We start from the raw sequence: 13294 nt of genomic DNA, 5'->3' as shown, positions 1-13294 counted from the left end.
CGAGAAAGATAAGGATGATTTTAGCGCGAAGCATATACATTCTTATCTTTACATAAAAGGGACCTGGACAAATCATCCAGCGTCCCCTTTTTATTAGGCTCCCACCTATTCACGTGCCGCTCCCAGCCAGCAGGTTAACGATGATATCCATTTGTTGTTCAACCGAAATCGGATCACTGAACAGGAATTCATTAAAGTCAATATTGTAGATTTTGCCCGCTTTCCCTGCCGGTGAATTCTGAATGAGCTTATCCACTTTCTTCAGTTCTGCCTCCGCCCCTTCATTCACTGCGAGAAATAACCGGTCGCCGATGAACTCGGGAATGACCTCGTTGGAGATCTCCCAGGTCTCTCCGTGGATCACCTCTTTGTCCACTTTTTCGGTCGGCTTCAGACCCAGATATTTGTACAAGATATTCCCGCCCAGATTGGTATCCCCGTAAACGAAGACTGAACCGGACCGCACATTCAGAATGGAGAAGGTTTCGCCCGGTTCGATGTAGGGGGTGATCTTTTCTTTGGACTCTTTTATTTTGGCTGCAAAATCCTCGTTCCACTGCTTCGCTTCCGCCTGCTTGCCCAGAATATCTCCGAACATTTCGACATCCTTGACCGGATCATTATACTGCTCCACCACAAGGGTTGGTGCAATCTGGCTCAGAGCCTCGTATCCTCCTTCGACCACCTCCGCGAACGGGGCTGTTGTAATAATCAGATCAGGCGCAAGCGACAGGATCTTCTCCGCATCAGGCGTAGAACCTACATCTTCAATATCCGACACATCGCTTAACAGCGGATTGTTCAGAATGAAGGTTGTTGCTCCCACCGGCTTCACTCCAAGCGCCATCAATTCCCCCAGATGAAAAAGACTGACGACCCGTTTGGGCTTCACGGGAATCTCCGTCTCCCCCTTCAAATGCTTGTAAATACGTGTATCTGCGGCCTCGCTGTCTGCAGCCGTACTGGTGGGAATAGGCTCAGAGCCTGCCTTTCCAGCGTTGTTGCCTGACTGACATGCGCTTAGAAATAAAGCTGAACATAACAGCAGCGTGGCCCCTAAGGCCGGTCTTGAAAATCCGAACATCGGTGTGTCCCCTTCCTCATTACATTGATAATAATTCTCATTATCATTATGAGAAACAGGCTTACCAGTTACAATAGACGATTTCAGCAGATGTAATGGATTATTCTGAACGGTGTGCTTGTTATTCTCCCGGAATCGTTGGGGCGAGCAGCCAGCATGCTTTTTGAACAAACGGCTGAAATAATAGACATCGGCATAACCCACACTGGCTGCGATTTCCTGAATTCGGGCATTGGATTGGAGCAGCTGCTGCTTGGATCTGCGGATTCGTACATGGATCAGGTAATCGATCGGACCGAACCCCAGCTGATTCTTGAACATGCGGAACAAGTAGCTCGTACTGCAACTACACATGCCGGCCAATACCTCTGCGGTAATCGGCTCACTGTAATGCTCATGAATATAGTGAATGGCCTCGGTGACTACACCCGGTCTGCTGGTCTCCTGAGCCGAGGTGTGAATCTGCCGCATAAGCTCATATACAAATCGATGAAAAACCGTCTGTGCCTGCAGCTTGTCCAGCGGGGCGGTATGCTGCCACAGACGATCCATTGTCTGGCCCATCTCCTGCAAGGGCAGCAGGGTATAGGGAGCGAAGGCATACGGCATATGGAAGCTCTCCCGGTCCTCCGGCAATACACTGTCAGCTTGGTAGCGAATGAAATAACAGACAAATTCGTTGTCCAGCGGCGTCAGCCTCAGCTCCGTTTCCATGCCGCCATGCAGAAGAGGCGCAGACCGGGTGGAATAGATCGTCCCCGATAGACTTACAGTCGCCTCGCCCTGCACACTCAGCAGGAAAAAACTCGAAGCTGCCACATCATACTCAGGCACCGTTCCAGCTTGCGCAGCGAATAATTGAACCTCCAGCAGCCTGACCGCAGTACGGCCCCAGCCTTCTATGTGGGCTTTCCAAACCATACCTTCCCCCCTCTCACTTTATTGTAAAAAAGACTGCCCTTCTGCAGCTTCCGCTGCAAATGACAGTCTCTAATGCTTTCAGCAATCCTGTGCCTCTAGCTGGCAATGCAGACGATCTGCGTATAGTTACACGGCTCCGCCATGCTGCTTCACCCATTCACCCGCAGCCGTCAGGTCCGCTTCGGCCCGCTGGATGGCAGCCTGTACCTGAACCGTGGCGGTACCGCCGTAAACATTACGGGCGTTCACCACGGCCTCCGGCTGGAGCACCGCATAGATCTGGTCGTCGAACAGCGGCGAGAACTGCTTGAATTCGTCCAGCGTCAGATCCAGCAGGAACTTGCCTTCGTTGATGCAATACAGGACGGTCTTGCCGATCACCTCATGCGCCTGACGGAAGGGCAGGCCTTTGCCTACCAGGAAGTCGGCAATATCGGTCGCGTTGGAGAAGTCGGTATTCACCGCTTCGCGCATCCGCGCCTTGTTCACCTTCATGGTGGAGATCATCGGTGCGAACAGCTGCAAGGCCCCTGTAAGGGTAGCAACGGTATCGAACATGCCTTCCTTATCTTCCTGCATGTCCTTGTTATAGGCCAGCGGCAACGACTTCAGCACGGTCAGGAGTCCGATCAGGTTGCCGTAGACACGGCCGGTTTTGCCGCGTACCAGCTCCGGTACATCCGGGTTCTTCTTCTGCGGCATGATGCTGCTGCCGGTGCAGAAGGCATCGTCCAGCTCCACGAAGCTGAATTCGGTGCTGCTCCACAGCACCAGCTCTTCGCTGAGACGGGACAGGTGAGTCATCACGAGCGATGCATTCGCCAGGAACTCAACGATGAAGTCGCGGTCACTGACCGCATCCAGACTGTTCTCATAGACGCTATCGAAGCCAAGCTGTTCAGCCACGAAGTGGCGGTCAATCGGGAACGTCGTTCCCGCCAGCGCCCCGGCACCCAGCGGCAGCACGTTGATCCGCTTGTAGCTGTCCGTCAGGCGCTCCGCATCGCGGCGGAACATCGACACGTAAGCCAGCAGATGATGCGCGAACAGAATCGGCTGTGCCCGCTGCAGGTGGGTATATCCTGGAACGATGGTCTCCAGGTTATCCTTGGCCTGCCCGATCAGCGCACCCTGCAGTTCATGCAGCAGCGCTACCAGCTCCACCACGCGGTTACGCAGGTAGAGGTGCATGTCTGTAGCCACCTGATCGTTGCGGCTGCGTCCGGTGTGCAGCTTGCCGCCGACCGGGCCGATCTCTTCGATCAGGTTCTTTTCAATATTCATGTGGATATCTTCATCGGCAACCGAGAACACAATCTCCCCCGCACGTACCTTGTCCAGTACCTTCGCGAGCCCGTTCTTGATCGTCTCGACATCCTCCTGCGGCAGAATTCCGCATTTGCCCAGCATCATGACATGCGCCAGACTGCCCTGCACATCCTCTTCCGCCAGCACTTTATCGAATTCGATAGAAGCCGTATATTCCTCTACCAGTTTGTTCGTCCCTTTGGTAAAACGTCCGCCCCACAGCTTGCTCACCTGTTGTTCCTCCTTGATAGACGTTAGAAGGGCCGCCCCTGTCCAGTTGGGAGGAACGGCCTTCTTGTGTCCGCTTTTATATAGTGCTACTTATTGGATTCAGCTACGCCTGCCGATACCTTCAGACGAAGGGCATTCAGACGGATGAAGCCGGTCGCATCGCCCTGGTCATAGGCCTGGGTAGGATCTGCCTCCATGGTGGCGATATCCGGGTTGTACAGGCTGACCGGACTCTTGACTCCGGCGCCGATGATGTTCCCCTTGTAGAGCTTCACACGTACCGTACCAGTCACGTTCTTCTGGCTCTCCTTCACCAGGGCCTGCATCGCAATCCGCTCCGGTGCGAACCAGAAGCCGTTATACACCAGCGTGCTGTAACGGGTGATCAGGCTGTCACGCAGGTTCATCACTTCACGGTCCATGGTGATCGATTCCATTTTGCGGTGAGCGGTGAACAGAATGGTTCCGCCCGGAGTCTCATACACGCCGCGGCTCTTCATGCCGACAAAACGGTTCTCGACCATATCCACACGTCCGATGCCATGCTTGCCGCCCAGCTCATTGAGCTTCTCCATCACTTGCAGCGGGGATAACGCTTCGCCGTTCAGCGCTACGCAGTCACCCTTCAGGAAATCCAGCTCCAGGTACTCGGCTTCATCCGGAGCATCCTCTGGGGCATTGGAGAGCAGGAACATTTCCTTGTTCTCCGGTGCGCTTGGATCGAACCACGGATCTTCCAGCACGCCGCTCTCATAGCTGATATGCAGCAGGTTACGGTCCATCGAATACGGCTTGGCCGCAGAGGCTTGTACCGGAATACCGTTGGCTTCCGCGTAAGCGATCATCTCGGCGCGGCCCGGGAACTGGTTGCGGAACTCTTCCAGACGCCAAGGCGCGATTACCTTAATGCTCGGCGATAATGCAGCAGCGTTCAGCTCGAAGCGTACCTGGTCATTCCCTTTACCTGTAGCTCCATGGGCAATGGCTGTTGCGCCTTCGGCGATGGCGATATCGACCATACGCTTGGCGATTAGCGGACGGGCAATGCTCGTGCCCAGCAGATATTGTCCCTCATACAGTGCTCCCGACTGGAACATCGGGTAGATGAAGTCATTTGCGAACTCGTCGCGCAGATCATCGATGTAGACCTTGGATGCGCCGGTAGCGAGTGCTTTTTCCTCCAGGCCGTCCAGTTCTTCCTTTTGGCCAATATCCGCTGTAAAAGCAATAATCTCCGCATCATACGTTTCTTTCAGCCATTTCAGAATGACTGAGGTATCCAGCCCGCCGGAATAGGCGAGTACAATTTTTTCTTTTGGCATGGGGTGTTTAGCTTCCTTTCGGTGTGGAGGGTGATTATAAGATCAACTTCGGCTTTAAAAACGGGTTTTGGACGTCACTACAGAGAATATTTGGACTTCCGGCCGCTGTTGTCTACAGATTTCTTGATTTATACCGCTGTTCGCGGTTGAAATCCGTAGACAAAGGCGGACGCTGAAGCTCCTACAGTTCCAAAATTCCCCTCCGATCCTCCAACCCTCCTATCTAAGTGCCTGTTGATCTTATATATGTGTTGTGTATATATAATTCAATTACTTTAACCCAGCGCTTGCTTGAAGGTTAGGTGCGGCCGGCCTAGCCCATCAAAGCCGCCATAAGCGCCTTCTGCGCATGCAGGCGGTTCTCCGCCTGATCGAAGATCACGGAGTTCGGGCCGTCGATGACGCCGGTGCTGACCTCTTCCTCCCGGTGAGCCGGCAGGCAGTGCAGGAACAGATAATCGCTCTTCGCGCCCTTCACCAGCTCCTCGTTGACCTGATAGTCCTTGAACGCCGCTTCACGCGCCAGCTGCTCGGCCTCGAAGCCCATGCTCGCCCAGACATCCGTGTAGATGACATCTGCGTCCTGTACTGCGTCCTGCGGGCTGCGGGTCACAGTGATGACCGAGCCTGTCTCCTTGGCGATCTCGCGCGCCTCAGCCACGACAGCCTCGTCCGGCTCGTAGCCTTCAGGTCCGGCAATAGAGACATGCACACCCAGCTTGGCGCCGCCGATCAGCAGAGAATGGGCCATATTATTGCCGTCACCGATGTACGCCAGCTTCAAGCCCTTCAGCTTGCCCTTGTGCTCGTATACAGTCTGGTAGTCTGCCAGCACCTGGCAGGGATGTGCAAGATCGCTGAGGCCGTTGATTACAGGCACTGAGGCATACCGGGCCAAATCTTCCACTTTATCATGGCCGAACGTACGGATCATGATACCGTCCAGATAACGCGACATAACCTGGGCCGTATCACCAACCGTCTCGCCGCGGCCCAGCTGAATATCATTCTTGCTCAGGAACAGTGCATGTCCGCCCAGCTGATACATCCCCACTTCGAACGACACCCGGGTACGGGTAGAGGATTTCTCAAAAATAAGGCCGATCGTCTTCCCCAGCAGCGGCTGGTAGACCTCACCGTTCTTAGCTTTGCGCTTCAGCTCAATCGCGAGGTCAATCAAATACGTGATTTCCTCCGGGCTGTAATCATTCAGCTCCAGCAAATCACGGCCTTTGAGCTGTGCGGCAATCGTCTCTGTTACGCCTGGTGTTCCGTGACTCATCAATTTTCCTCCCCGCTTACTTTGTTAGCATAAGTATGAATTAGTTCCGATAGGATGTCCACCGCCTGATCAATCTCGGCCTTGCTGACGTACAGATTAGGCAACAGCCGGATCACATCCGGTCCAGCCTGAACGAACAGCAGTCCGCGCTCCTGTCCGGCAAGAACGATCTCGGCTACAGGCTCCTGGCACTCGATGCCGATCAGCAGGCCTTTGCCGCGAATCTCCTTCACAAAAGAAGTGTCCGCCAGCTTCGCTCTAAGCTGTCCGCTTAAGTATTCGCCCATCTCCGCAGCCCGCTCGGGCAGCTTGTCTTCAAGCATGGTCTCAATGGTTGCTTCCATCACCGCTGCCGCCAGCGGGGTGCCGCCGAAGGTGCTGGCATGGCTGCCCGGGCTGAAGGCCTCGCGCAGATAGCCTTTACCGAGCATCACACCAGCCGGGAAGCCGCTCGCCACCCCTTTGGCTAAGGTGAAGATGTCCGGCTCGATGCCATAATGCTGATGAGCGAACAGCTTGCCCGTACGGCCCATCCCGGTCTGCACTTCGTCCACGATCAGCAGCAGACCGTGCTCTTTGCACAGCGCTACAACAGCATCCAGGAACTCTTGCTGCACCTCAAGCACACCGCCCTCGGCCAGCACCATCTCCAGCATAATCGCTGCCGTATACTCTGTAATGGCGCCTTTCAGCGCGTCCAGATCATGCAGCGGCACCGTCTTGAAGCCAGCGGGAAGCGGCAAGAAGCCTTCCTTGACCTTCGCTTGTCCGGTGGCCGTCAGAGTAGCCAGTGTACGGCCGTGGAAGGACTGCTCGAACGTAATAACTTCGTAGCGGTCAACACCTCTTACCTTCTGATGATACCGGCGCGCCAGCTTGATGGCCGCTTCATTCGCTTCCGCTCCGCTGTTGCAGAAGAAGACCTGATCTGCACAGCTATTCTCTGTCAGCAGCGCAGCTACCCGGTCCTGACCCGGAATGTGGAACAGGTTCGAGACATGCCACAGCGTATCAATCTGCTCCTTCAGCTTCGCACCGACCTTCTCCGGCGCATGGCCCAGACTCGTTACCGCAAGTCCGCACATGAAGTCCAGATACTTGTTACCCTGCTCATCCCATACCCAGCTGCCTTTGCCTTTGACCAGACTGATATCATATCTGCTATACGACGGGAATACCGCGCTCAGCTTGGCAGGAGCGGCCCCCTGTCCGTTCGTTCCTGCTGAACGCTCCTGCGGCGCCCCTGTCAAAGAATTCTTGTCCGTTTGCGTAAGCTCACTCATTCTTAGTCACTCTCCCACCATGCTGCTGCCGGCTTCCCGTCAGCGCGTCTTATTATTCTTCCAGCCAATCTATGCTCTTACAATCCGCGTGCCCAGCGCTTCGCCCTTCAGCACCCGGCTGAGGACACGCGGCTCTTTGCCATCTACAATAATAACCTCGGACACCTGGCCCTGGATGCAGTCCATGGCGGCACGCACCTTGGGAATCATTCCGCCGTAGATTTCGCCATTCTCAATCAGTGCTTCGATCTGCGCCACCGTTACGGACGGAAGCACGATCTTCTCCCCGTCCACCGTCCGCATAATGCCCGGCACATCCGTAACCACGATCATACTTGGTGACCCTATATAAGAAGCCACTGCTCCGGCGGCGGTATCCGCATTGATGTTATACCGCTGTCCTTCGCCGTCTACACCGACAGGTGCAATCACCGGAATATAGCCCATCGCGAGGATACCCGTCACAATCTCCGCTCGAACACCGGTCACTTCACCCACCAGACCCACTTCATCGTGATTGGCCACCGGGTGCGCCATGATCAGGTTGCCGTCAACGCCCGACAACCCGAGTGCCTGCCCCCCGCTGGCCTGAATTCGGCGGACAATCGCCTTGTTGATGCTGCCGGACAGGGTCATCTCAACCACATCCAGCACCTCTTCCGTCGTTACCCGCAGGCCGTTCACGAAGCGGCTCTCAATGCCGAGCTTCTCCAGATTGCCGGAGATCGCCGGACCGCCGCCATGCACGATTACAGGCTGAATCCCGCTGACCTGAAGCTCCCGCAGATCCTCGAAGAACGAATCCGGCAGCGCCGCCAGCGTACTCCCCCCGCATTTCATTACGAACAACCCTGCGGTCCCCGTCTGCGCCTGTGACTCCATCGGTTCTACTGTCATCTCCCTGCCCCCTCACTACAAGCTTCTACATGCCTCTGCACAGGTTACGTGCGATAAGCCGCATTAATCCGCACATAATCATAAGTCAGGTCACAGCCCCAGGCTGTAGCCTGCCCGCTGCCGTCTGATAAGGTTACCGTGATCAGCACGGTATCGCTTTTTTGCAGATATTGCAGCGCTTGCTCCTCATCAAAAGCCACCGGACGCGATCCGCGCAGCACCTCGATCTCACCCAGCTTAATATCTACCTGCTCCGGCGATACCGGAACGCCCGCGCGCCCTACGGCCGCAATAATCCGCCCCCAGTTGGCATCTGCGCCGAAGATCGCCGACTTCACCAGGCTTGAGCCGACCACGGTCTTGGCAATCGCCGCCGCAGCCTCATCATGCACCGCCCCATTCACCTGCACCTCAATCAGCTTCGTGGCCCCTTCGCCGTCACGGGCAATCGCCATCGCCAGACTCTGGCACACATGAGTGAACGCCGCTGCAAAAGCCTCCCAGTCCGCATGCAGACGCGTCAGCTTCTCATTGCCGGCAAGTCCGCTGGCCATGGTAACCAGCATATCGTTCGTACTGGTATCACCATCAACTGTAATCATATTAAAAGTTGAATTAGTAGCTGTGCGCAGCAGACTGAGCAGATCCTCGCCATCAATGAGCACATCAGTGGTCATGAAGCCCAGCATCGTCGCCATGTTCGGGTGAATCATCCCGGAACCCTTCGCCGCTCCGGCAATAATAACCTCAGTACCGCCTACCGTTACTTTCACGCAGCTTTCTTTTTTGACCAGATCGGTGGTTAGAATCGCCTGGCTGAATTCCTCCGCACCGGCAGCGCCCGCATCCATCTTCTCCGGCAGTCCGGCAATCCCGCTGCGCACACAGTCCATCTTCAGCAGTTCCCCGATTACGCCCGTGGAGGCCACAGCGACATCCAGCTCATTCACGCCCAAATAACGGGCAGCCGCCGCACGCATCTCATACGCATCCGCCTCGCCCTGGTCCCCTGTACAAGCATTGGCATTGCCGCTGTTCACGATCACCGCCTGCAGCGTCCCGTCCGCCAGACTCTCCCGCGTAACCTTCAGCGGAGCCGCCTGAAACACATTGGTCGTATACACCGCAGCCGCCGTAGCCGGCACCTCACAGAGAATCGCGCCGAGGTCGTTGCGCTCTGTTTTTTTGAGACCGCAGTGCAGGCCACCGGAGGTGAAGCCCTTAGGTGCAGTAATGCTTCCGCCTTCTACGACGGTATATAGTGGTTGCTCACTCATGATATTGTTTGACCGCTTGCGCTTATGGATACACTGGTGTGTAACCAAGCCCGCGGGTTTCCTCCCATCCCATCATCAAATTGAGGTTCTGAATCGCTTGCCCTGCGGCGCCTTTAACGATATTGTCGATGACCGACACAATGGTAACCCGTCCGGTACGCGCGTCTGTGACGAAGCCGATATCACAGTAATTCGATCCGCTGACTTCCTTTGTCGCCGGAACCACTCCGGGCTCACGCACCCGCACATAAGGCCTGCCTGCATAATAGTTACGGTATAATTCCACCAGATCCTGCTCGCTGTGTTCGCCATTCAGTCCGGCATACATCGTGCTCATAATTCCCCGGGTCATCGGCACCAGATGCGTAGTGAACGTTACCGTAACCTTCTCCCCCGCGATATCGGTCAGCACCTGCTCAATTTCCGGGATATGCTGATGCTTGTTGATTTTGTAGGCTTTGAAGTTCTCATTCATCTCGGCAAAATGCACCATCAGGCTCGTTCCCCGCCCTGCCCCGGACACCCCGGATTTCGCATCAATAATGATGCTGTCCGGCTTAATCCAGCCTGCCTCAAGCGCCGGAATCAGCCCCAGCAGCGTAGCTGTCGGGTAACATCCCGGATTCGAGATGAAATCCACTCCGGCCGCACGTTCGCCGTACACCTCGCATAAACCGTATACCGCCTGCTCCAGATACGCTGCCGGAGGAGCCGGATGCTTATACCACTGCTCATACTCCGCGCCATCCTTCAACCGGAAGTCCCCCGACAGATCGACAACCTTGAGTCCTGCCTCAAGCAGCCCGGGCACCAGCTTCGCGCTCACTCCCGACGGGGTAGCAGTAAATACAACATCTGCTCTGCTTGCAATCTCTGCTGCATCTACACCGTCCAGCTTACGCTGCACCACTCCCGTTAAATGCGGAAAACCCTCCTCAATCGGCGCACCCGCACTCGAAGAGGAAATCACTGAAGTAATCTCTATATCAGGGTGGCCCTGCAGCAGCCTGATCAGCTCCACGCCCCCATAACCCGTTGATCCGACAATTGCCGCTCTCAGCTTGTCTGTCACTGTCATCCCCGCTTCCCGTTTCTCATTTCTATCATTATCGCTCATGCATAACCGTCCTGCAAATATGTATTATTATACGACCGAATTAATATAAATACAACATGTTGCGTTAACTTTATTCAGCTGGCGCACAAGAAGAAACGCAGGGTTATCCTATTCGCTGCAGTATATCAAAAGAAGCGCAGAGCTCCCTTAAGGGAGTCTACGCTTCTCTTTTAAACCCTTCGCCCAGCACCTCATGAGCCTCGGTTATAATCACAAAAGCACCCGGGTCCACCGAGCGGACAATCGCCTTCAGCCTGGTAATTTCATTCTGGCCTACGACGACCATCAGCACCGTACGGTTGTCACCGGTATAGCCGCCTTGCGCATTCAGCTTGGTCAGCCCGCGGTCCAGATCATTCAGAATCGCCTGCGAGATATCCTCGGTCTGATCCGAGATGATATACGCCACCTTCGTGGTGCTGAAGCCCACCTCCAGCGCGTTGATCACCCGGCCGGTGACGAACAGCCCGATCAGTGCATACATCGCCTGCTCCATCCCCAGCACAAAAGCCGCCAAGGTAATCACCGTACCATCCAGCAGCACGACAGACAGCGAGAAGCTGAAGCCGGTTAGCTTTTGAATAATCTGAGCCGCAATGGTCAGTCCGCCTGTAGAGCCGCGCCCCCGGAAGACGAGGCCCAGGCCGAGACCCACACCAATTCCTCCATAGATAGAAGCCAGGAGCGGATTCGTGGTCGGCACAGGTCCGTCCTTCGTGAGGAAAATAAACAGCGGCAGCACAAAGCTTCCCAGCAGAGAACGGATGCCATACTGTTTGCCGAGGAAGATCACGCCGAGGATGAAGAGCGGAATATTAAGCGCCCACTGGGTAAAAGCAGGCTCTGCCCCAAACCAGGCCTCAGCCAGTACCGACAGCCCCGACACCCCGCCGGATGCAATCCGGTTAGGAAGGAAGAACAGGTTGAACGCCAACCCTGTGATCAGCGAGCCGATCAGAATAAGAGCAATGTCCACCGTATGACGCAGCGGCCCGTTCAGGGGAATAAGCGGAGGTTTGTTGCGTGAATTGATTTTTTGCATCGTTGGCCGGACTCCTTTATGTTCAGACAAAAATCCCTACACCTCCGAAGACGCGTAGGAATGTGATTACCTTTATTCAGCTTCCGTCTTGATCTGGCTGCGCAGATATCCGTCAATGAACCCGTCCAGATCGCCGTCCATGACTGCACCAACGTTGCCGGTCTCTACCGAAGTGCGGTGATCCTTCACCATGCTGTAAGGATGGAATACATAGGAACGAATCTGGCTGCCCCAGGCAATCTCGGATTGTTCTCCGCGGATCTCGTCCAGATGTGCCTGCTGCTCCTGAATTTTGCGCTCATAGAGCTTGGAACGCAGCATCTTCATTGCCTGCTCCCGGTTCTTGATCTGTGAACGCTCATTCTGACACGTGACCACCACGCCGGTTGGCATATGCGTAATCCGCACCGCCGAGTCGGTAGTATTGATGTGCTGGCCGCCCGCGCCGCTGGCCCGGTACGTATCAATCTTCAGGTCTTCCGTACGGATATCCACCTCAACGTCGTCTGCAATCTCCGGTACCACATCGCAGGATACGAAGGAGGTATGCCGTCTGCCTGAGGAGTCAAAAGGCGAAATGCGCACCAGCCGGTGCACGCCCTTCTCTGCCTTGAGGTACCCATATACATTGTGGCCCTTAATTAACAAAGTTACACTCTTGATCCCCGCTTCATCGCCTGGCAGATAATCCAGCACATCTACTTTGAAGCCCCGCTTCTCCGCCCAGCGTGTGTACATGCGCAGCAGCATCTGGCCCCAGTCCTGAGACTCCGTACCGCCTGCACCCGGGTGCAGCTCCAGAATGGCGTTCAGCTTATCGTAAGGCTGATTGAGCAGCAGCTGCAGCTCGAACTCATCCACTCTGGCACTTATACTGCGGATCGTTCCGGCTATCTCTTCAGCCAGTGCGTCGTCGCCTTCCTCATCGGCCAGCTCCGCCATCATGGCAGCATCGTCATAATCCTGCTGCAGCTTCTCGAATTGGTCAACCACCGTCTTCACGGCATTCATCTCGCCAATCACGCTCTGCGCCTGCTCGGAATCATCCCAGAACCCGGGAGCCGCCATCTTCTCTTCGAAGTTCGCTATAATCTCCAGCTTCAGGTCTAAGTCAAAGTGACCCCCTAAGGTTGGTTAATTTCTTGCCCATTTCACGCAGGTCCTGCTTCACATTTGGATCGATCAATTGGATCACATCACCTTTCAAATTAAAATATTGCGCCGGGACTGCCGGTTTGGGCTCACCGGCATGGACGGACATCTATGCTGCTGTCGCATTGCTTCAGCTGCCCCATGGCCAGGTGTACGCCGTAACTGCAGGGAATGTTTGGACTTTCGGCCGCTGTTAGGATTGAATTTCCTCATTCAAACTGCTCATCGCAGTAGAAATTCAATCCTAAAGGCGGACGCTACCGCTCCTGCAGTTCCAAAATTCCCCTCCGTTACTTCCACCTCAGCCATAAAACATCTGAGCGCTCCCGTCTGCCGCACAGCTGTGCGTCCCAAACCACTTCAAGCCCAAAAAAGCAG

Annotated in this window: 10 protein-coding genes; all 10 read right to left on the bottom strand. The window is 55.2% G+C overall.

What is annotated here, in order from left to right:
* Nucleotides 1-109 precede the first annotated feature (109 nt).
* The 10 genes from MKX42_RS03875 to prfB all read right to left on the bottom strand — a co-directional run bounded on the left by MKX42_RS03875 (nucleotide 110) and on the right by prfB (nucleotide 12914).
* On the bottom strand, nucleotides 110-2005 hold the full coding sequence (locus MKX42_RS03875; RefSeq protein ID WP_340751400.1) for an AraC family transcriptional regulator: 1896 nt from the start codon (nucleotides 2003-2005) through the stop codon (nucleotides 110-112).
* 126 nt (nucleotides 2006-2131) lie between these two features.
* Nucleotides 2132-3544: an argininosuccinate lyase gene (gene argH / locus MKX42_RS03870; RefSeq protein ID WP_340751397.1), complete on the bottom strand. Its 1413-nt coding sequence runs from the start codon at nucleotides 3542-3544 to the stop codon at nucleotides 2132-2134.
* A gap of 86 nt (nucleotides 3545-3630) precedes the next feature.
* Nucleotides 3631-4866, bottom strand: coding sequence for an argininosuccinate synthase (locus tag MKX42_RS03865; protein ID WP_036694693.1), 1236 nt, complete (start codon nucleotides 4864-4866; stop codon nucleotides 3631-3633).
* A 313-nt stretch (nucleotides 4867-5179) separates the two neighbouring features.
* Nucleotides 5180-6148 (bottom strand): ornithine carbamoyltransferase, encoded by a 969-nt coding sequence (gene argF / locus MKX42_RS03860; protein WP_340751395.1) that lies wholly within the window; start codon nucleotides 6146-6148, stop codon nucleotides 5180-5182.
* Nucleotides 6148-7431: an aspartate aminotransferase family protein gene (locus tag MKX42_RS03855; protein WP_340751393.1), complete on the bottom strand. Its 1284-nt coding sequence runs from the start codon at nucleotides 7429-7431 to the stop codon at nucleotides 6148-6150. Before MKX42_RS03855 ends, argF begins: the two co-directional genes overlap by 1 nt.
* A gap of 69 nt (nucleotides 7432-7500) precedes the next feature.
* On the bottom strand, nucleotides 7501-8328 hold the full coding sequence (gene argB, locus MKX42_RS03850) for an acetylglutamate kinase (protein ID WP_340751391.1): 828 nt from the start codon (nucleotides 8326-8328) through the stop codon (nucleotides 7501-7503).
* A gap of 44 nt (nucleotides 8329-8372) precedes the next feature.
* Nucleotides 8373-9605 (bottom strand): bifunctional ornithine acetyltransferase/N-acetylglutamate synthase, encoded by a 1233-nt coding sequence (gene argJ / locus MKX42_RS03845; protein WP_340751390.1) that lies wholly within the window; start codon nucleotides 9603-9605, stop codon nucleotides 8373-8375.
* A 22-nt stretch (nucleotides 9606-9627) separates the two neighbouring features.
* Nucleotides 9628-10683, bottom strand: coding sequence for an N-acetyl-gamma-glutamyl-phosphate reductase (argC, locus tag MKX42_RS03840; protein ID WP_445669359.1), 1056 nt, complete (start codon nucleotides 10681-10683; stop codon nucleotides 9628-9630).
* A gap of 196 nt (nucleotides 10684-10879) precedes the next feature.
* Nucleotides 10880-11764, bottom strand: coding sequence for a YitT family protein (locus MKX42_RS03835; protein WP_036694686.1), 885 nt, complete (start codon nucleotides 11762-11764; stop codon nucleotides 10880-10882).
* A gap of 72 nt (nucleotides 11765-11836) precedes the next feature.
* Nucleotides 11837-12914, bottom strand: a protein-coding gene (gene prfB / locus MKX42_RS03830) for a peptide chain release factor 2 (protein ID WP_340757609.1) whose coding sequence is annotated in 2 segments (ribosomal slippage) — nucleotides 11837-12877 and nucleotides 12879-12914 — 1077 coding nt in all. Because the reading frame shifts where the segments join, the coding sequence is not laid out codon by codon here.
* Between the last annotated feature and the right edge of the window lie 380 nt (nucleotides 12915-13294).

It is taken from the genome of Paenibacillus sp. FSL R7-0204 (assembly GCF_038002225.1).
Taxonomy (GTDB): domain Bacteria; phylum Bacillota; class Bacilli; order Paenibacillales; family Paenibacillaceae; genus Paenibacillus_AQ.
This window is presented reverse-complemented; position numbering and strand designations above follow the sequence as displayed.

Bases quoted from the DNA above. Each gene is read 5' to 3' on its own strand.
- MKX42_RS03875 (WP_340751400.1), bottom strand. From the start codon at position 2,005: ATGGTTTGGAAAGCCCACATAGAAGGCTGGGGCCGTACTGCGGTCAGG.
- MKX42_RS03865 (WP_036694693.1), bottom strand. From the start codon at position 4,866: ATGCCAAAAGAAAAAATTGTACTCGCCTATTCCGGCGGGCTGGATACC.
- argF (WP_340751395.1), bottom strand. From the start codon at position 6,148: ATGAGTCACGGAACACCAGGCGTAACAGAGACGATTGCCGCACAGCTC.
- MKX42_RS03855 (WP_340751393.1), bottom strand. From the start codon at position 7,431: ATGAGTGAGCTTACGCAAACGGACAAGAATTCTTTGACAGGGGCGCCG.
- argB (WP_340751391.1), bottom strand. From the start codon at position 8,328: ATGACAGTAGAACCGATGGAGTCACAGGCGCAGACGGGGACCGCAGGG.
- argJ (WP_340751390.1), bottom strand. From the start codon at position 9,605: ATGAGTGAGCAACCACTATATACCGTCGTAGAAGGCGGAAGCATTACT.
- argC (WP_445669359.1), bottom strand. From the start codon at position 10,683: ATGACAGTGACAGACAAGCTGAGAGCGGCAATTGTCGGATCAACGGGT.
- MKX42_RS03835 (WP_036694686.1), bottom strand. From the start codon at position 11,764: ATGCAAAAAATCAATTCACGCAACAAACCTCCGCTTATTCCCCTGAAC.